Here is a 20,358-nt window from a genome sequence, read left to right on the forward strand (position 1 = left end):
TAATTGTGATTTGATTAACACATAAACGATAATTAAGTTGTACATCCAGTTTGAGTGTGATTCTTATATAGTTTCGCTATGGAATTGGCGGGCTATATCTGCTTCGGATTTATTATTAATTTATGAATAATTGCGAGGGCTTGAATGGATATTCATGTAGATAGATTATCAGCAGTGATTGAATCGGTGGCAACCCGTGAATTTTATCCTAATTTACTGACTTGGCTGGAACAATTTATTACTTTTGATAACGCTATTGTTTATGCCTTTGAACAAGGTTCTGCTCCGTGTTGTTTGAGTAAAACCGAGAAGAAAAACAGTGATGTAATAAACCAGATTTATCAACAAGGCGCTTATCTGCAAGACCCTTTCTATCAAGCCCTGATAAGTGGGGCTGACACGGATCTATTTACCTTACGGGAACTTGTTCCTTCAGGATTTTATCATACTGATTATTATCTGAATTTTTATCGTAAGACCGGTTGGCGGGATGAAACGGGGGTTTTATTGAAACTCTCTCCTCAAAAGCAACTTGGCCTGTTTTTCGGTAAGGAAAATCAGCCATTTTTCATCCAGAAACAGCATCGGAAAAACCTGAAAGTTGCATTGGAAATTATCCGTAGTGTGGCGCGATTACATGATGAAATGACGCAGCAAGCGCCTGCTGCTGAAATGGTTTATCTGGATACTCAGACTCGTTATGCTTTGACTCCGAGAGAATGTGAGATTGTGGAGTTAATATTGCAAGGTAAAGGCTCACCACAGATTGCCGAGAAACTTTTTATCAGTACGGGGACGGTGAAAAACCATCGGAAAAATATTTATCAAAAATTACAAATCAGATCACAAGCAGAGCTTTTTAGCCTGTTTATGACGCCTCCCGTCCGTTATTTTGCCTGAGTCACAAATGTTAACACTGTGTTGCAAATATCCCTAAAGGGACATGGTGATGTGACTCTGCGCTACAGATAATCCGATGATTATGTTGGATGCTAATCGGGCTATCGCATGAACAATCATCTTGATTCATTAACTTATTACGCTGCGACTAAGAAATATGATCTTCGTTTTCCCACATTACAAGAAGATCTGGATGTGGATGTCGTCATTATCGGTGGTGGATTTTCTGGTATCAATACTGCCCTTGAATTGGCTGAGAAGGGTATCACCAAGATTGCAATTTTGGAAAGTCGTTATCTTGGCTATGGCAGTACAGGTCGTAATGGTGGTCAGGTTATGGCAGGTATCGGTCATGATCTGGCAGTGATCAAACGCCATATTGGCGAGAGAGGGCTCGAAACGATCTTTCAGATCAGCAATTTGGGTGCAGGCATCATTCGTGATCGTATTGCAAAATATAATATTGATGCTGATCTCTGCCGTGGTTATAGCTATCTCGGCATGAATAAGAGACAGGAAAAGACATTACATAGCTGGCTGAAAGATTTTCGGGCAGTCTCTCCTGATGAAGATATTGAGCTTTACACCGGTCCTGATGTGAAAAAAGTGATCAGTTCTGATGTTTATACTTGTGCGTTGAAGCATATGGGAGGCGGTCATGTTCACTCCCTAAACCTATTGCTAGGTGAAGCGAAAGCCGCGACAGATTTGGGCGTAAAAATCTTTGAGAACAGCGAGGTGCTGGACATTGAATATGGTTCCAGAGTAACGGTTCGTACCGCGATGGGATCGGTTCGCGCTAATAAGATGCTGTGGGCCTGTAACGCCTTTCTTAATAGTGGCTTGGAGCCATATATTTATAAAAAGGTGGTCAACACTTATGCTTTCCAGTTAATGACGGAGGCATTGCCCGATGATTTGATTGAGAAAATCAGCCCGATTCGCGGTGCATACAGTGATATTCGTCCGGTTATTGATTACTTCCGTGTGACGAAAGAAAACCGTCTCTTGTTCGGTAGTGCAACCCCTTTCATTGAACATATCCCATCTGATTTGAAAGCCTGGAATCGTCACTTGATGCTGAAAGTTTTCCCTTATCTGAAAGATGTGAAAGTTGAACTGGCATGGGGAGGGCCGTTGTGTTGCAGTGCGAACTTGTTCCCACAGATTGGCTCTTTGCCGCAGCACAATAATGTGTTCTATGTGCAGGGCTATTCCGGTTTCGGGGTCACGCCAAGCCATATCGTTTGTAAAGTATTGGCCGAAGGGATGAGCGAAGGATCTGAGCGTTATGACCTGATGAGTTCAATTCCTCATGTAAATATTATTGGTAAAGATAAGTTACGACATTTAATGGTGTCTGCGGGCAAGATTTGGCATCAAGCGTCTGGATATTGGAAAGGACGTCGTTAATTTATTGATATCATTAGTATTCATCGAAAATTCATAAATTATTTTATTTGGAACGAGGACATTATGATTAAATCATTTTTACTGAACAAATCCCTGCCTGAATTATTGGACATTGGTAGCGTAAGCAATCTGGGAGCGACTGTGTTGGAAGGCGATCCGCAGGCCAGTATGGCAATGATATTTGGTGAACCAACGGATAACCTGACATGTGGTATTTTCGCTTGTACTCGTGGCAAGTTCAGTATGGTGTACCCGTTTGATGAGCACGCAACCGTGACAGAAGGTTCGGTAAAATTGACCGATGTGAAGAGCGGGGAAACCGTTGAATATCATCCGGGGGATTCCTGGTTTGCGCCGAAAGGAACGGAAGTACTGTGGGAAATCACCGCTGACCGTTTTGTGAAGCATTATCTGTCTTGTATTAAAGGTTAAAAAACACTTGTTTGTTAGAGGTAAAAAATGAGTGATATTAACTTATTACAGTCAGTTACGGCCTTTTTGCAGCATAATCATGGACATTATATTAATGGTCAGCCAGTCAGTGGTCAGGGGAGTGAAACACTTTCTGTCATAAACCCTGCGACTGATGAAGTTATTGCAACGGTTAATCAAGGTAGTGAAGCGGAAGTCAATGTTGCTATGCAAGCGGCGCAGGCGGCATTTCATGGGGTGTGGGCACAGACTTCGCCGATGGAGCGCGGTCACTGCCTGAATCGTCTGGCAGATCTATTACTGGCGCATCGGGAAGAGTTGGCGCAGCTAGAAACTCTCTGCTCCGGTAAAACCATCCAGCTATCCCGCATGCTGGAAATTGATTCCTCCGCTCAGTTCCTGCGTTATTTTGCCGGATGGTCAAGTAAGATCAGCGGTGAAACCCTGAATGTCTCTTTGCCCTCTTTTAAAGGTGAGCAATACACGGCGTTTACCCGTCGTGAGCCGGTCGGTGTTGTGGTGGGGATTATTCCGTGGAATTTTTCCATCATGGTTGCCATCTGGAAAATAGCGGCTGCACTGACGTGTGGCTGTACCATTGTATTGAAACCCAGTGAATACACTCCGCTGACCATGCTCAGAGTGGCTGAATTAGCCAAGGAAGCGGGTATTCCTGATGGTGTCATTAATGTGATTAATGGTTCAGGTTCGGTGCTTGGTCCGGCGCTGATAGGTCATCCATTGTGTGCTAAGGTGACTTTCACCGGTTCAGTGCCAACGGGTATTGCTGTTGGTAAATCAGCAATGGAACAGGGATTGACTCGTGCTACGCTGGAATTGGGCGGCAAGAACGGCGCGGCGTTTTTAGCGGATATGTCGGTTGAAAAAATTGTCGATGGTATTTTAGAGGCCGGTTATCTCAATCAAGGGCAGATTTGTGCGGCGGCGGAACGTTTCTATATTCCTGCAAGCCATATGGATGACGTGTTGAAATTGTTGTCTGAAAGACTCGCGACAATGAAGATTGGCTCTCCTCTGGATGAATCAACAGAAATGGGGCCGTTGGCAAACAAAGCGCACTATAACAAGATCCTGTCCCTGTTTGAGCAAGCGCGTCAAGAAGGCAGTGAGATTGTTTACGGTGGTCATGCTCTGGCCGGGCCGGGCTTCTTTGTGGCGCCGACGGTGATTCGTGCTAACAGCCCAGAAGATTCATTGATGAAGGAAGAGACATTTGGTCCTGTTGGGACGTTCCTCAGCTATAACGATGAAGAAGAGCTGATTGGCTTGATGAACAGCACTCCATTTGGTTTAGCGGCGAGTTTGTGGACCAATGATCTCAGCAAAGCCATGCGCATGATCCCGCGTATCGAAGCGGGGACCGTTTGGGTCAATATGCATACATTCCTTGATCCGGCATTACCATTTGGCGGTACCAAATCCTCAGGCATTGGTCGTGAATTCGGTAGCGCTTTTATTGAGCACTATACTGAATTGAAATCCGTTATGGTTCGCTATTGATTTGATATTCGGATCAAAATAAGCAAGGCCCCTTGATTGAAGGGGCCATTGTCAAACCTAAGGTCATCACTGGCATTTTATCCAAGAGAGGGCTTCTCAGGGCGGCAGGTTGATTGTGTACTGTTCACCACTATAATTCAATATTCGTGATTAATAAGGTAACGAGTGCTACGACCACCCGCGCCAGTACTTTCTAAACAACCTAGCTCAACCAAATGTGCCAGGTGTCTGGTCGCAGTGGCACGACTTACCTTCGCCACTTTTTGATATTGGCTGCTACTAATGCCTTGCTCAAAATTGCCGTCCAGCATACGGTTTAGCACCTTGGTTTGCTCTGCGGTAAGTTGAGTCTGATCTATCCGGCGCCAAAATTTAGCTTTTTGCACAACCTGATTAATTTCTTTCAATTTATTTGTTAAGGTCTCATTCAGTATTTTCAGAAACCAAACCAACCAATCAGTAATATCCAAGCCGCCACGCTGAGTACTTTCAAGGATTTCGTAATACGCTTTACGATGATGACAAATACTTACCGACATTGCATAGAAACGAATTGAGCGGTTTTCGGCTTGAGCAAGTGCAAGGTCTGTTAAAAATCGGGTAATGCGCCCGTTTCCGTCTTCTAAAGGATGGATTGTTACAAACCATAAATGGACAATTGCTGCTCTAATAATGGGATCGAGACAAGTATCTGTTCGGGATTGATTGAACCACGTTATAAATTGGGGTATTTCGTCGACTACTCTTTCTGGCGGTGGTGCTTCAAGGTGAACAGTTGGCTTATCTAAACGACCGGATACCACTTCTATCATCCCTTCGCGTAATTTTCCTCCTTGTATCGGATTGAACATGGTATAGCCTTCGGGGAATATCAACTGATGCCACTTGAGTATGCGTTCAAGGGTTAAATCGGAGTGGCTATTTTCTATCACATCAAGGGCGACCTCTGTAATGCCGTCACTCTTCTCTACGATTGGATAAGGTTTTTCTTCCGTAATACCTAATCTGTTTGCCAATGATGAACGTATTGAAGCTGCATTCAGTCTTTCTCCTTCAATTTCACTTGAATAGAGTATGTTAGATAGAAGGCTATCAAGCGTTGCCTGCTTGGTGTCTTCATAATCAGATTTGCCTAATAACAGTCCCTGATTGAAATGCACATCTCGCAGTAATGGTGCAATAGTATCGGTGTTCCAATGAAATGCAGGCCAGTTCGGTTGTTCCCATATCCACATTTGCGTCACCCGTGAGTCAAATAACTGCTCTATTCTACTCACAAAATGAGGCGAATAGTGATTTTATTTGACTCATTCTGGGTTTTTCGCCTTGTATTTTGTTAGCGTGGGGTGAAATCACCAATATCGGGAAATAATTAAGTCTCTGTGTGCTTGTTCTTTAGCGATCAGAATAAGCGTCAAGCGTGAGAATTGCTTAATTAAAGATGACCGTTAATGGTTAATGACGATATAACTATTTAATTTGTTTTATACCCTATGGATTTCAAGATGCTTCGTGACGGCAAGGGAGTGAATCCCCGGGAGCATAGCAAACTATGTGACCGGGGTGAGCGAGTGTAGCCAATAAAGAGGCAACTTGAAGATGACGGGTATATAGTTATGGGCCACTTCAACTCGGACTGGCAGGGGAATTTAAGCAGAGACTTACGGTTTGGATAAACGATGAAACAATAAGTTTTTGATCGAATACTCCCACTAGTCCAATTGCCTGTCAAAATATTGCCGAAATGATGCCTCTAAATTATACTAATAGTTATTAATAGATATTAAAAACACTGGAGGAATGACTATGCCAACAAGTGTAGCACTAAGCCCTTATTTTGAAGCATTTATCCGTAATCAGATTGATAGCGGTCGTTATAACAATACAAGCGAAGTCATTCGCGCCGGTCTTCGTGCGTTAGAAGAGCGAGAGCAGCAGGTAAAAGTTGAATCACTCAAAAGCGCTATAATGGCTGGCATCCAAAGCGGTGAAAGTAGAGATGCGGGAGATGTTTTTGACCGCCTTACGCAAAAATACAAGAATATGGCCGAAGGTAGTCAGGGTAAATGAAACTGAGTATTTCGCCTCTGGCAGAATACGACCTTGAAGAAATCGGCGATTGGATTGCACAAAATAATCCTGTAAATCACAAATGCCGAGTAATAAACCCGTTAGAAACTAATTCAGTGCGGTTAGTCACTTTGGTTTTGGCAAAGATATTGCGCAGGTGGGTTTTGACGGTAGACAGGGAAATATTAAGTATCTGTGCAATACGTTTGTTACTTGATCCTTCCCTTATCAAATTAATAATTTCTTGCTCTTTAGCTGTCAAAATAGTGGGGGTTTCAGGAAGCAAGTCTCTGACGGCTAATTCAATTAATGGCAGAATAGCACTGAGGCGATTAAAGTCTTTTGGTGTAAATGGAATATCTCGTAATAAAGAGACACCGGCAATAATTCGGCTGTGTTGACGGATAAATATTTCGGCGATGTCCTGTATATTATTTGGCTGCATAAATTCATGGTAATACTTATTATGTTTAGTAAGTGTTTTCTGATCCATGCCAACCATATTAATATCATCTTGTTGGTAATTATCCGGTCTTAATGGATCTAAATGCTGAAAATGAGCCAGATAATTCTGATGGGTTTCGTCTGAAATGCCGTACAGGATGTAATTTTCGGGGCGTAATTCATTATTCACCAGATAGAATGCTGCGGCCGAGATAGGAACCAGATGTGCAATGGTATTTAAGCAACTGTAGATTAAAGCATTTTCACGGCTATTCGGTAGTACAGTAGACAAGAAGGTTCTCCCTTTAGAATAATATCTAATTGGATAAATCAATACTGAAAATTAATCAAATACTAATTAAAATGCAAAATTAACACAAAACAAACATATTAATAACGTGATATGGATTGCAATAAATGAAATTTCTCAACGTGATGATCACTGGCTAAGAACAGGTTTTTTGGTATATATCTGAAATAATTTCTTAATGCATTAATTAAGCGATTTTATTTTTATTGATTGATATTTAAGTAATTATTTTTGATTTTTTCTGTTTTCTGGTATTTTTCGTTACATCTTTTCAGTTATTAATCCCTCTTTAGGTATCGTTCTTTAGGACGATGGTCGGTATTCCTCTTCACTTTCTATAGTGTATTTATCCTCAATAAAGTTTACAAAAAATTCACAAATGAATCGCCGTGAGCATTATTTTTACGACTAGAAGTTAAGAGGGAAGATAAATGAATATGTCAACACGACTGACTTCGCATATTGAAAAGGGAGTGGTGGGGTTTCCTACCGCACTGGCAAGTTCTGTCGGGGTGATTATGGCAAGCCCGGTTATTCTGACTGTGACCAGTGGTTTTGGGATTGGTGGTGATACTTTCGTACTGGCAATGCTGATCAGTTTTATCATGATGCAGGCCCAAGTGACGACATTTGCTGAGGCGGCGGCTATTTTGCCTACTTCTGGCTCTGTCTATGACTATATCTCTTGTGGAATGGGGCGATTCTGGGCGATTACCGGTGCGCTTTCGGCTTATCTGATTGTTCATATTTTTGCGGGTACAGCAGAAACGATTCTCTCCGGTGTTATGGCATTAGTGAATTTTGACAGCCTTAATACGATGGTGGAAAGTTATAACGCTTCATGGATGGTCGGTGTTGGGTTAGTGATTACGTTCGGGTTACTTAATGCGTTGGGTATTGAAGCGTTTGGTAAAGTCGAAATTGTGCTGACATTCTGCATGTGGAGTACTTTGGTTATTTTCAGTATTTGTGGATTATTAATGCCGTTTTCTGTGCCGCTGGAGAGTTGGTTTGGTGAAGGGCTTAATCTGAGCGATCCTTTGGCGGTACTGAGTCTGGTGGGAATGGCGATGTTTATGTTTGTCGGCTGTGAACTGGTGACGCCAATGGCGCCTGAAATTAAAAATTCCGCCAGAGTTCTTCCGCGAGCAATGATAACCGGCCTGTGTGGGGTGGCTTTTTGCATGGGGTTATATGGCGCGTCAATCAGCCATCAGGTAGAAAATGTGCTGGTGGATGTAGAAAATAACGTTCGCTTGCTAGAAACGCCAATGGCAATTCCCGCTTTTGCCGGTCAGGTGATGGGGGATTTTGGTAAATATTGGATTGGTATTGGGCTATTACTGGCGGGAGCGGCAACGATTAATACCCTGATGGCGGCGGTGCCGCGTATTCTCTATGGTATGGCATTGGATGGCGCATTACCGCGTATTTTTGCTTATCTACATCCACGTTTTAAAACGCCAATATTTGGGATTTTGGTTGCGGTAATGATCCCCTGTTTACATACCTTTATTATTCAAGGTGATTTGAACCGGATTATGCCTTTGGTATTAGCCGCTGTATGTGCCTGGTGCGTTGCTTATTTGCTGGTGACATGTTCTGTGATATTACTGCGTATCCGCAGACCTGATTTACATCGTGCCTATAAATCACCCTTTTTCCCATTACCTCAAATTGTCTCTAGTGTAGGCATTATTTTGGCGATCATTAACATCACGCCTCCGGGAATGAATCCCGGTGATGTGTATATTCCATTTGCCATTATATTGGGTCTGACCGCCAGCTATGCCCTGTTTTGGACGCTATGTGTACAACGGGTGAATCCGTTTAAGCCAGTACCCGTTGAGCAGGTACTTTCGCATACTTTCACTAAGGGTGAATTGCGGGAGGTGCAACTTGAGCCACTTCGTTCCCTTGATTGACAGTATTTGGCGGCGGTTGAATAAACCCCGCTATCCTACTGGTTATCAGGCAGGTATAACGCTAAACCGGTTGGAACAGAATTTATCGCCTTACTGTTGTGAGCGTTTATCAGCAGAAAGTTTGCAAGTGACGTTACCTGATGGATTGCAGATTGAAGTTTGTGAAAAGCCGAAAGCGTTGTTTTTGGCCTATATTGTCAGTTGTTGTTTTCGTTTGCAGGGGAATACTTCACTTAAGGAAAAAATCATTATTAGAGCTAAGGTAAAGGGAATATTTCGGCGAAAGAGTGTGATTTATTACTGTTGTCATGGTACGGAGTATGGACAGCCGATTATTGATTTACTCAATCAACATCCATTAATTGGTGAAACGCTGGCAGAGTTGGATTTCCGGGATCTGATATTGAATATTCATCAGGGGAAGTGGCAATTTGAGGTGGAACATTTTGCCGCTTCTGAGGTTGTCAGTCGATTGCCGGCTAGTCGTCGTTATTTACGTTTGACTGTTGAACAGCGCCATTTGTTGCTCAGTACTTTGCTGATGTTTAGCCAATTTATGGGAAAGATCTAATATTTTCGCCTGCTATACTGCAAACTCTACCAAAATAAAAGGGTTTGGAATTTTATTTCCAACTCTTTCGACCAAACCGAAAATGCGTCCCGGGTTCTTATTTACAGGGGGAGTTGTTTCACTCATGTTTTTTCCTTTGTGTTTGCTGTCGTTATTATTTTTTAATTATATAAATGACTGAATACTGGTTTGCCTGCTATAGGCAAGCCAGTATTTATCGGAGCAAAGTTACTTCAAAGGTGATGGTTTAACATCGGGTGGAATAGGGCTCTGATAGGGATTTTTATCCCTCTGGTGTTTGAACTCTGATTGAGCCTCTGATAGCAGAACCGGGTCTGTTAATAATTCAAGCGCGGTAGCGGCCATAATTTTCCCTGCAAGGCACATCCCTTTGTGAGCAATGGATGAACGTCCTTGTGCGACTAGTTGCCAAGTATGCAGTGGTGTGCCAAAGGCAAAGCAGGGGCTTAAACATTGGGCGGTTGGTGTTACCCAGCTAACATCTCCAACATCGGTAGAGGCATATATTAACTCTTGCGATTCTATATAAGGCAAGACTTCATCTGTCAGTGCTTTTTCCCCTTGTCGCTCACTCCAGCGTTTACCCTCTTCACCCGCTATCTGAGTTGCATTGAATTTGACATTGCGTAAATCATCTTTTGTCAGTGTTTGATGGATTTTTTCGGCAAATTGGCGTTCTTCATCAGTGTATTCAGGAATACCAAAAGCTTGAACATATTGATACATCGCTCTTTCCATCGTGCGGTTAGGAACATAATTTGAACACGCTGTGTCAAAGCGAATATTCAATTGCGTACCGGTCATTAAGGCGGCACCTTTAGCGATATCAATAACTCGTTGATAAATATCTTGAGCCTGATCCCGTTGCGGAGCGCGAACAAGGTATAAAACTTCGGCATCAGCTTGTACAACGTTAGGTGACATACCGCCCGTATTAGTCACTGCATAATGAATTCGTGCTTCCTGAATGATATGTTCACGAAGAAATTGAACACCCACATTCATCAGACTGACAGCATCTAAAGCACTTCTACCTAGGTGGGGAGAATTGGCGGCGTGTGAAGCAATCCCTTTGAAATGAAATGCTGTTTGGATATTTGCCAGAGACTGAACATTAAATACACTACTGAATGATTCAGGATGCCATGTAATTGCTGCATCAACATCATCAAAAAGACCATCCCGGACCATAAATGTTTTACCGGAACCCCCTTCTTCGGCTGGGCAGCCGTAAAACCGCACAGTTCCAAAGAGTTGATTTTTTTGCAGCCAGGCTTTCACTGCAAATGCCGCAGCGAGGGCGGCCGTCCCCAGTAAATTATGTCCACACCCGTGGCCGTTACCGTTTTCAATTACAGGACTAGGTTCATAACAGCCTGCTTTTTGGCTTAAACCAGACAGTGCATCATACTCACCAAGTAAAGCAATCACAGGGTGTCCACTACCATAACTGGCGATAAACGCGGTCTCAATATTGCCTACCCCTCTTTGAACTACAAACCCTTCATTCTCTAACGCATTTGCGAGCAGTTCAGCAGAAAAGTTTTCTTTAAAATTGGTTTCAGGGTGTTCCCAAATCTTATCGCTAAGGTAAGTAAAATCACTTTGGCGTTGGTTAATATATTCATGTATGAATTCAGTCAATGAATTATTCATAGTATGAACTCCGAAATCAGTAAGTTAGGGTGACAGTGGCGAATGTTTCCACTGCGGTTGTCATCACATTTTCATAAAAGTCAAACAGTTCATTATAATGATGACCCACACTGAGTTCTGTACCGAAAATTGAGGTAGGTGGCTTGACCACCATTCGATTTGACGCGCTCCATAAAGTAGGTTGCGTCCTCTTAGCCAGCCGCTTGCTGGTCTTTTGGCAACAGATGAAAGTTCTGGGATATATTGTTGAGCCTGTTGATAAATGAAATCGACCTACACAGGACTCGGTTGGTTACTTTGAGCGGCTCCCATTAACTGTATTTCATATTCAACCCCCTGCATTTTTGCCGCTCCTTCAATAAGCTGCTTCAACTGAAAACATACTAAATATGAAGACGGTTTTGTTCACCATTGATCACAGAAGAAAGCTAGGACTGGCAGAGCAAAAAGCTATTGATGAGATAAGAAAAACCTTGGATTTCAGTGAGATATTTCATCTAAGCCATGATGATGAGAAATCAATAATCGAGTTTGCAAAGCATTCAATATAACCAATCTTAGCCCTCTATCGAGGGCTCCCCATCAAACTAGCCAAAATTTCACCCCGGAAATTTTTTTGAAAATAAATTAATCTAAAAAACAATGACATATTAAACTTTACTAAACATTTTTTTAGTGATTGCTTGGTAAATATATTTATTAAACTTACTCACATCAAAGCACAGCGAACAGGCAAGGAAAGCCCACGAAGTAGCTGCGTACTAAACCACCATGCCAAAATCTATCGAAATAGGGTTTTGATTTATTAGCGCTAAATTTGTGGGGGTACCTCAGCGCAGTGCAGCGTGGGATTATGAGACCTGAACTGGCAACCGGTCCTTAAATGAGTTGATGGTTAAGATAAATAGAGTAGGAAGATAAATCGTATTTATGTATCAAATTAAGAGAGAGATCACAGATACTCAAGAAAATTTACTGAAATATTTTATCGAATCATTGTGATTCAATCTATACTGGATACGTAGAAAATAATTAGATAGAAAAATTTAAATGGCAATGCCCGACAATAGGGTAGGGAATTGCTATGCCTTTGAAGATCGATTTACCTAAAATTAATTCTATTTCGGAGGAAGTTGCTAATGTCTAAGACCGGTGAGGAATATATTGAAGGCTTGCGTGATGGAAGAACCATTTTTCTGAATGGAGAAAAGATTACTAATCACGTGGATCACCCTGCTTTTCGGAATGCAATTAGAACTGTAGCTTCACTTTATGATTATCAGGCAGCACACGCTGATCGGATGACGTTCGAAACTCCTGGTGGTAAGCGTGTTGGTTTATGTTGGGAACTTCCTACTACCCGAGAGAAATTAATTGCCAGAGGTGAGGCTGCGTATGCTTGGGCAATGCAGAGTTGTGGTTGGCTAGGTAGAAGTCCAGATCATGTTTCTGCCGCTTTTACCGGAATAATGACTCATCTGGAAGTATTTGAGGAATATTCCAAGGATAGGGCTGAGGCATTGAAAAATTACTATTCATATGCCCGTGATAAAGATATTTATTTAGCTTTCACATTAATCAATCCACAAGGTGATCGTTCCAAAACACCTAGTGAGCATATAAAAAACGAATTTCATACTCTTGGAGTATTGGAAGAAAAACCGCAAGGAATCATTGTTCGCGGGGCAAAGATGTTAGGAACAGCGGCCGTCCTTGCAGAGGAAGTGGTTGTTGGCGTGTTTAATCCACTCAAAGAGGGCGTTGATGATAAATATGCGGTGTCTTTTGCATTACCATTGAATACTAAAGGAATAAAAATTCTTTCCAGAAAGTCCTATGAAATAGGCAGTAATAAATTTGACTCCCCTTTAGCACATCAATTTGACGAAAATGACGCGGTAATTTATTTCGACGATGTTTTTGTTCCGTGGGAAAGAGTATTTGTTTATAAAAATACGGAGATGTGTCGCCAGCAATTTCTGGCAACTGGCGCTGACGTTTTAATGGATGTTCAGGGTATGGCTCGGTATGCCGTTAAATTACATTTCTTAACGGGTTTGGCTCATCAACTTACCGAAGCTACCGGCGTTAATGAATTTCCGGCTGTTCGTGAATCGTTAGCCGAGCTTGCTTGTTATGCTACTAATATTGAAGGGCTGTTTCGTGGTTTGATCCACAATCCTGATCGGCATAATGAATATTATATTCCCAATCGATCACAACTGTATGCTTGCCAGGTTTTATTGCAGTCAACTTATCCAAAGGTGATAGAAAGCATCAGAAAACTCTCAGGTGGTGGTGTGATTATGTTACCGTCAAATTATATTGATTTAGCAAATCCAGAAATTCGTGATTTAATAGAAAAAACACAATATTCAACTTTACTGGCCCCCATTGAACGAGTGAAATTATTGAAGTTAGTGTGGGATGCGATCGGTTCTGAATTTGCATCACGTCATACTCAATATGAAATGTTCTATTCAGGCGCGCCTTTTATTGCTCTGTCTCGTGTTTATGAAAAATATGATTGGGATTTTGCTAAAAGTATGAGCCGAGGGATTTTAGATTCTATGGATGTGAATTAAATTCTGTATTTAATTCAGATGCAGCTAACTCGTTTTATTTTTATCAAATTTGACGATGCGGGATAGATTATATCCCGTATTATTTGTTACTTAATCTTTTGAAAGATAGGATGGTTCGACTAATATCATATCAAGATATTGAATTATTTATGTATCCATCCATAAATTATTTCGTCTTGTTAAAGAATTATTTTAATGAAAGTTAACACACAATTTATGCTATTAATAATAGTAATTGTTCTTATTCTTAAATAAGAACTTAGTGCATGATTTGCCGTGTCAAAAAAATTGAATATCAGTAATCAACCATCTAAAAAGAGAAAAAAATGAAAATAAACATAATGATATGTGCTCTTATGGCTTCTTTTAATGTCTTTGCTTCTCAGTGTCACCAAATAAAATTTCAGCAAGATCAGCAAGCAATAACAGGGAGTTTTAATTCTCAGGGGAGATCGTGTATTGAATTTAAAATTCAGGCTGAACATTATGTAAAGGGATCGGCATTGGGTATGCAAAAACTGGTGGTGCAGAAGGGTAATCAACAACATATTCGCACGCTTTTCACTGATAGTCCGGTGGATGCTCGTCAGTCAATTGGCTTTACTGTTCCTCAGGCAGGAAAATATCGGTTGGCAGCTAAGGGTAAGGCGGGAGAGCCGTGGCAGCTTACGTTGTCATTTCCACCTTATATTCCCAAGGATAATGATTATGGACAGCTACCAGAGAGCCAGCGTCTGAAACAACTCCAGGCTGATATCGCACAAGGAAAAGGCACCCATGCCTTCTGGCGGGAAATAACCCGCAAGGGTGCGCCGTTGATTGAAGATTATGATGATAAGCATAAGCGAGTCACTTTTTTGTGGCGTGGAGCAAAAGCGAATGTCTTTATTTTTGGTGCGCCGAGTGGTGATCATGATCCAATGTCACATTTGGCGGGTACTGATGTTTGGTTTCGTAGCTATATCGTTCCGTCAGATACCTTGATGCAATATAAATTGGCGCCGGATTTGCCGCGGGTTGAAGGCACGGCTGACGAACAGCGTAGGTCGATTTTGGTAACGGCGCAGGCCGATCCATTAAATAAAAATGTGGTGCCGACTTTATCAGAAGATGTGTTTAATCATGATTCATTGCTGGCATTAAGGCCAACCTTATGTGATATCGCACAATTCAAACAATCGCCTTTTCAGGGAGCGACTAAACTTCATCAGTTTGCGAGTAAGATTCTGGGTAATAGTCGAGAAATTGCGATTTATCAACCGGTTACTCCGATGAAACAGCCTGCTATGTTGGTGCTGTTTGATGGGAAGATTTACCGTAAGCAGTACTATATTGATAGATTTTTCGATTCCCTGATTGAACAGGGCAAGATCCCACCTATGTATGTGGTGTTTATTGATAGCCTAGATAGTGTACGTCGGGGTCAGGAACTGCCGCCCAATCCTAATTTTGCTGAATTTATGGCGAGTGAATTGATGCCGTGGCTGGCCGGTCAGGGTATTAAAGCTCCGGCAGAACGTACCATTATTTCAGGTTCCAGCTATGGTGGATTGGCATCTTCATGGGTAGCGTTTAATCATCCTGAGTTGTTTGGCAATGTTCTCAGTATGTCTGGGTCATATTGGTGGGCGCCGCAGGGAGAAAAGCCTGAATGGTTGATCCGTGAATTTGCCAAAGCGGAGAGAAAACCACTGCGTTTCTATTTACAAGCGGGATTGTTTGAAACCCGTGTGGGGGAATTGGAGGGCATTTTATATAATAACCGTCGCCTGAAAGAGACGTTATTACAGAAAGGTTATCCAGTTGAATCCAGTGAAGTTTCTAGTGGTCATAACTATATTTCGTGGTGTGAAACCTTGTACCACGGAACCCGGTCGTTGGTAGCGAAATGGTGAATTAATTTATTTTCTTCACATAATTGTCACATAGCTTATTTAGTATCCCTTTATCAGATAACGATGATTTTTATTCCGATTACGTTTTAATAAGGAAACCTTAATGTCGAACAAGTATACGAAAAGTTTGGTTGCGGTTATGGTCTCAGCTTTAATTTCAGGTGTCAGCTTACCGGTGTTGGCGGCTGGTGATCAGAATGTCGATCAAATTATGGCGGAAGGTCGGGCAGTAAAAGGTAATATTACGGAATTTGGTGGTGCTCGCCGTATGACTCAAAATCAAACTGAGGCATTAAAAGCAGCGATAAATAACCATAAAGCTAAGAACGTTATTCTGTTTATTGGTGATGGTATGGGGGATTCTGAGATCACTATTGCCCGTAACTATGCGGAAGGCGCGGGTGGATTTTTCAAAGGGATTGATGCTTTGCCATTTACCGGCCAATACACTCACTATTCTCTGGATAAAAAGAGTCGTAAACCCAACTATGCGACTGATTCAGCCGCTTCTGCCACAGCCTGGGCTTCTGGTGTAAAAACCTATAATGGCGCGTTGGGTATCGATGTATTTGGTAAAGATCATCAAACTCTGCTTGAGCTGGCAAAAGCGAATGGTAAAGCAACGGGTAACGTAACGACGGCTAGGATACAGGATGCAACGCCGGCAGCGCTTTATGCGCATGTCACTCACCGTGACTGTTATGGCCCGCAGGAGACAATAGAAAAATGCCCAACGAATGCGCTAGAAAATGGCGGGCGGGGTTCCATTACAGAGCAATTATTAGTGGCTCGTGCTGATGTCACATTAGGTGGAGGCGCCAAATTTTTCGCCCAGAAATCGGTTGCCGGCGCTGGCAAGGATAAAACGCTGGAGCAGCAGGCGCAGGAACAGGGTTATCAGTTGGTTAGGGATGCTAAGTCATTGGCGTCCGTTGCTAGAGCGAATCAGAAAAAACCGCTGTTGGGCCTGTTCCATGAAGACAATATGGACATTTCTTGGGAAGGACCTAAAGCCGTTTATCACGGTAATATTGATAATCCCCCAGTGACATGTAAAGTCAACTCGAAACGGAATCCTGATGCGCCGACGTTGGCACAGATGACGGAGAAAGCCATTGATCTGTTAAAAGAGAATAAGAAAGGTTTCTTCTTACAAGTGGAGAGCGCTTCTATTGATAAACAGGATCACAAAGCTAATCCTTGTGGGCAGATTGGTGAAACTGTCGCATTGGATGAAGCGGTACAAGTTGGCTTGAAATATGCGCGTAAACACGGTGATACATTAGTGATTGTCACCGCTGATCATGCTCACTCCAGCCAGATTATTGAAGCGCATATAAAATCTCCGGGGTTGACTCAGGCACTAATCACTAAAGATGGTGGGGTGATGGCGGTAAATTACGGTACTTCCGAGGGTAAGGAACAGGAACATACTGGCACTCAACTCCGAGTGGCCGCTTATGGCCCTCAGGCAACCAATGTTGTGGGTCTGACTGACCAGACAGATCTATTCTTCACGATACGTGATGCGATGCAGTTAAAGTAATTCGGTCAGATGATGTTTTGAGTAGTTGAGGAATAAAGAGTTAGGCCGGATATTATCCGGCCTTGATTTTTTTCTTTTTAATATATATTTTTCTCTCATTCTACCAGTGGAAAAATACGACTGCGAACTCAACAACGTTATTTAGAGATATAGTCTAGATTTGATGAATAAAGTAGTGATATGGAAAAAGCCATTAAAATCAGCGATGCAATTTTAAAGAAATAATTAGGTTGTATATAGCTACTTTGCATGTGTGCAAAATGTAAAGCCTTGCCTAATAGTGCCCATAAGCAGGAAACTGGATATAGAGTTAAAAGTAAAATTACCATTGAGGGTAAGTATATAGTTGGTAATTCGAAAGCATAAGAGGGAATAATATAAGAAGCCAGTACGAATGCTTTTGGGCTGAGTAATGTTGTTATAAATATGTCTTTGAGAGTTATTTCATCTGAGCAATCAGTGGTTAATGAGGATTTCCAAATTTTTATTGATAAAAAGGCAATGTAAATTGCAGATAAAATTTTTAGCAAAACATTAATCCAAGGGAAATATGAATAAATAAATGTTAATGTGAAACCTAAGATACTAACGGAAATTAAATATCCTAACATTACAATAATTATTGTTTTTTGTAATTTTTTCCAGTTTATCTTCAATCCAAAAGATAATAGGGAGAGCGTAAAAAAGTGTGGGGCATTTATGTAGCAAAGCAGCTAAAGAAGCCACTTTAACGTATAAGTATTCATGGGCCGATAATGGGTAATAGTCCGGTTGAGTTGCCCACTTTACCGCTAAATAACTCAAGTGCCCCAGACTTTTTTATGCTCTCCTACAGTCAATGAATATCATATTAATTGCGGCAAACCCAGATGTAGCAAGGCGTTCAGTGAATTATGCAGAGGGTGCACAGCGAAGGAGGCGAAAAAGATTTTTAGGGGGTATTTCTGGCAGGCAAATAAAAGCCGGATGAGTCTGGGATAATAAATTTAGTGCATAATTTTTTTATTATGGTAAGACTGAAATTAAAATTAAGTAATTGTCTGATTTTGCTTAAGAATAGAGATTCATCACAAATTTAAAGGTGGATCTTTTCCATGCTGGAATGGGTAAGCATTGTTGTTATATCCTGCTTAATTGATGCTACGTCGGAAATCTTGACACAAGTCAATCAATTATTAATTTGATATTGAGTGCTACGGAGAATTGAGGAATGACACATAAAAAATATAATCCCACTTGGGATGGTTATATGGGCGATTTTTTAAGGGGCAATGTAGGGATTAATCAGCTAAAACCCCAGCATGAATTTTTTGATGCCATTGGGTTAGAAAAAGTATTGAATGATAATACCCAATATCACTTTGTTCTTACATTAGCGCAAGCCAAAAGCATTATTGAGGATATCAGTCCCTCCCATCCACAAACCCCAAGTCATGGAGAAGCATTTGCAAGAGGTACGGAAGCAGAAAATCTAAGTTACGGAGACGAATTTGCAAGAGGCACGGAAGTAGATAACAAGAAAAAAAATCCTATGGCGTATGTATTTTCTGTCACAGATCCTATTTCCACCTATGCGGGAAATATTTATGATTCACATGGGTTTTCTGATGTTTGCCGGGAATTTAAGAGGTTAAGTATTACTGCAAAAACCTATGTGGGAGAAAATGGGAAAAAATATATTCATCTGTCAGGTCATGCTGGTCTTAGGCGTCTTGTCAGGGGAACCCGATACGGTGCTAGCCACCCTCAAATGTTAGCCATGGGGATAGGACAGCAGGGTCTTAATGCTAGTATTATCAAAGGTGTTAGATTCTGTATTGTCTTTTCGATTGGCTATAGATTGATAGAAAGTATTTTTAAGGATGAATATACTTTAGCCGATTTTATCGGCAACATAACAATGGATATGGCTAAAACTGCTATTATTGCTGCTTCCTCTTGGATTGTAGGATCACTTTTAACTGCCACTGCTTTGGTAGGTGGAAGTATTATTGTTGTTGCGGGAATAGTTTTAGCTGTTGGAATTCTAGCGGCTATCGGTTTAGATCTTGTTGATAAGCAATATGGAATAAGCGAAAAATTAATAGCACTTTTGAAAGAAGAAATGAAGAGAAAGCCAAGAACACCGGAAGCAGACTTACAATATTTTTTTAATACGATGGGAAGAATTAGGTGAATAGCAAATATTTAAAAGCCTTGGGTGGAGTAATATTGTTATTATTCCTTACATTTCTGATGTGCTTCATTATTAAATCTGCTGTTTCATTAGTATTAATGAAAGATGAAATAACATTCTCCAGCGCAGTTATTATAAGTATTCTATCTTTCCCTATAATATTTTACTCTTTATCAGGTTCTATTTTTTTCTTTATATTTGATAGATTACCTAAATACAACAAGATACTTGTTAAGTACCTGAGTAGATTGATGATTGCATCATTTGTCATTAGCTTACCTATCTCTTTTTATGTTGATTATAAGTTAAAAAATGATGGTTATTTGACATGTGATAAAATATCGTGGATGTCACCAACAACCTACGTAAAAAATTTATTACTTTGTAAATGAAAAATTTTGTAAATATTTTGTCTTCATGTTTCCCCTTGTTTAGCCTCTAAATAACAGAGGCTTTTTTATTATTTTTCACGGTGTTAAATAGTGTTTTAAAGAAAATAACTATTCCAAAAACACCATGAAAAAACTACTCGAATTACACCAACATAAAACCGATTTAACCCAACAAATGCGCTCGTTGCTTACCAAAGCCGAAGACGAAAAGCGCTCACTGACTGCCGAGGAAGCCAAACAGTTCGACGAATTGCGCAGCCAATCCGATACGCTCAATACAGAAATTGCCCGCTATGAAGCCTTATTTGATGAAGAACGCAGTCAGGCGGGTAAAAACCCAGCCGACCAGTAAAAAACTCAGCAATGACGAACTAGGAGAATGTAATGAACGCATCCCAACCACTTAGCCTTTGGCATTGTGCTGGAATTGAGAGATGAGATGTGGATCCTCACAGATTTCCGGCCTTATAGTGCCTAAAAGCGGGAGACTATTGCTCCCTG

General features: G+C 41.2%; 17 protein-coding genes and 1 pseudogene. 15 read left to right on the forward strand and 3 right to left on the reverse strand.

What is annotated here, in order from left to right; genetic code table 11:
• The first annotated feature begins 144 nt into the window (after positions 1-144).
• The 4 genes from EAE93_RS15090 (at position 145) to EAE93_RS15105 (ending at position 4,266) form a co-directional block, all read left to right on the forward strand.
• Positions 145-900 (forward strand): response regulator transcription factor, encoded by a 756-nt coding sequence (locus tag EAE93_RS15090; protein ID WP_036811698.1) that lies wholly within the window; start codon positions 145-147, stop codon positions 898-900.
• Between the two features lie 108 nt (positions 901-1,008).
• Positions 1,009-2,313, forward strand: a complete 1,305-nt coding sequence (locus tag EAE93_RS15095; protein ID WP_214040011.1) for an NAD(P)/FAD-dependent oxidoreductase — start codon at positions 1,009-1,011, stop codon at positions 2,311-2,313.
• Between the two features lie 63 nt (positions 2,314-2,376).
• The gene (locus EAE93_RS15100; protein WP_036811702.1) at positions 2,377-2,745 is read left to right on the forward strand and encodes a cupin domain-containing protein; all 369 of its coding nucleotides are present in this window, start codon (positions 2,377-2,379) and stop codon (positions 2,743-2,745) included.
• A 27-nt stretch (positions 2,746-2,772) separates the two neighbouring features.
• Entirely contained in the window at positions 2,773-4,266 is a 1,494-nt protein-coding gene (locus EAE93_RS15105; protein WP_214040012.1) for an aldehyde dehydrogenase family protein, read from the forward strand.
• A gap of 137 nt (positions 4,267-4,403) precedes the next feature.
• Here EAE93_RS15105 and EAE93_RS15110 read toward each other — a convergent pair whose 3' ends face one another.
• Positions 4,404-5,501, reverse strand: a complete 1,098-nt coding sequence (locus tag EAE93_RS15110; RefSeq protein WP_036811704.1) for a Fic family protein — start codon at positions 5,499-5,501, stop codon at positions 4,404-4,406.
• Positions 5,502-6,072: 571 nt separating this feature from the next.
• Here EAE93_RS15110 and EAE93_RS15115 point away from each other — a divergent pair.
• Positions 6,073-6,336 carry a type II toxin-antitoxin system ParD family antitoxin gene (locus EAE93_RS15115; RefSeq protein WP_040148927.1) on the forward strand — a complete coding sequence of 88 codons (264 nt, stop codon included), beginning with the start codon at positions 6,073-6,075 and terminating at the stop codon, positions 6,334-6,336.
• Positions 6,333-6,410: pseudogene (locus EAE93_RS24635) on the forward strand (type II toxin-antitoxin system RelE/ParE family toxin); the annotation flags it as partial. The gene EAE93_RS15115 and the pseudogene EAE93_RS24635, both read left to right, overlap by 4 nt.
• Positions 6,411-6,412: 2 nt before the next feature.
• Here EAE93_RS24635 and EAE93_RS15120 read toward each other — a convergent pair.
• Positions 6,413-7,072, reverse strand: a complete 660-nt coding sequence (locus tag EAE93_RS15120) for a response regulator transcription factor (RefSeq protein WP_040148928.1) — start codon at positions 7,070-7,072, stop codon at positions 6,413-6,415.
• Positions 7,073-7,521: 449 nt separating this feature from the next.
• Here EAE93_RS15120 and EAE93_RS15125 point away from each other — a divergent pair, with 449 nt between their 5' ends.
• Both EAE93_RS15125 and EAE93_RS15130 read left to right on the forward strand, forming a co-directional pair.
• A complete protein-coding gene (locus EAE93_RS15125) occupies positions 7,522-9,015 on the forward strand; it encodes an APC family permease (RefSeq protein WP_036811706.1) in 1,494 nt (497 codons plus the stop codon).
• Entirely contained in the window at positions 8,990-9,586 is a 597-nt protein-coding gene (locus EAE93_RS15130) for a DUF3156 family protein (protein ID WP_036811708.1), read from the forward strand. The genes EAE93_RS15125 and EAE93_RS15130 overlap by 26 nt, the downstream gene beginning before the upstream one ends.
• A 228-nt stretch (positions 9,587-9,814) precedes the next feature.
• On the opposite strand, the gene EAE93_RS15135 is transcribed toward EAE93_RS15130, so the two are convergent.
• Positions 9,815-11,263, reverse strand: coding sequence for a M20 family metallopeptidase (locus tag EAE93_RS15135; RefSeq protein WP_214040013.1), 1,449 nt, complete (start codon positions 11,261-11,263; stop codon positions 9,815-9,817).
• Positions 11,264-11,406: 143 nt separating this feature from the next.
• Between EAE93_RS15135 and EAE93_RS25600 the strand changes: the two genes are divergently transcribed.
• The 7 genes from EAE93_RS25600 to EAE93_RS15165 all read left to right on the forward strand — a co-directional run bounded on the left by EAE93_RS25600 (position 11,407) and on the right by EAE93_RS15165 (position 20,209).
• Positions 11,407-11,529 (forward strand): hypothetical protein, encoded by a 123-nt coding sequence (locus EAE93_RS25600; RefSeq protein ID WP_258151914.1) that lies wholly within the window; start codon positions 11,407-11,409, stop codon positions 11,527-11,529.
• 873 nt (positions 11,530-12,402) lie between these two features.
• Positions 12,403-13,848 carry a 4-hydroxyphenylacetate 3-hydroxylase family protein gene (locus EAE93_RS15140; RefSeq protein WP_040150419.1) on the forward strand — a complete coding sequence of 482 codons (1,446 nt, stop codon included), beginning with the start codon at positions 12,403-12,405 and terminating at the stop codon, positions 13,846-13,848.
• A 356-nt stretch (positions 13,849-14,204) separates the two neighbouring features.
• The gene (locus EAE93_RS15145) at positions 14,205-15,743 is read left to right on the forward strand and encodes an esterase family protein (protein WP_250151042.1); all 1,539 of its coding nucleotides are present in this window, start codon (positions 14,205-14,207) and stop codon (positions 15,741-15,743) included.
• 103 nt (positions 15,744-15,846) lie between these two features.
• Positions 15,847-17,289, forward strand: coding sequence for an alkaline phosphatase (phoA, locus tag EAE93_RS15150; RefSeq protein ID WP_036811719.1), 1,443 nt, complete (start codon positions 15,847-15,849; stop codon positions 17,287-17,289).
• A gap of 1,210 nt (positions 17,290-18,499) precedes the next feature.
• Positions 18,500-19,465: a hypothetical protein gene (locus EAE93_RS15155; protein WP_110087555.1), complete on the forward strand. Its 966-nt coding sequence runs from the start codon at positions 18,500-18,502 to the stop codon at positions 19,463-19,465.
• Complete coding sequence (locus tag EAE93_RS15160; RefSeq protein WP_036811720.1) at positions 19,462-19,857, forward strand: DUF1240 domain-containing protein; 396 nt, start codon at positions 19,462-19,464, stop codon at positions 19,855-19,857. Before EAE93_RS15155 ends, EAE93_RS15160 begins: the two co-directional genes overlap by 4 nt.
• A gap of 124 nt (positions 19,858-19,981) precedes the next feature.
• Positions 19,982-20,209 carry a phage major capsid protein gene (locus EAE93_RS15165; RefSeq protein WP_040150420.1) on the forward strand — a complete coding sequence of 76 codons (228 nt, stop codon included), beginning with the start codon at positions 19,982-19,984 and terminating at the stop codon, positions 20,207-20,209.
• The last annotated feature ends 149 nt before the right edge of the window (positions 20,210-20,358 follow it).

This window comes from Photorhabdus akhurstii (genome assembly GCF_018448925.1).
GTDB classification, from domain to species: domain Bacteria; phylum Pseudomonadota; class Gammaproteobacteria; order Enterobacterales; family Enterobacteriaceae; genus Photorhabdus; species Photorhabdus akhurstii.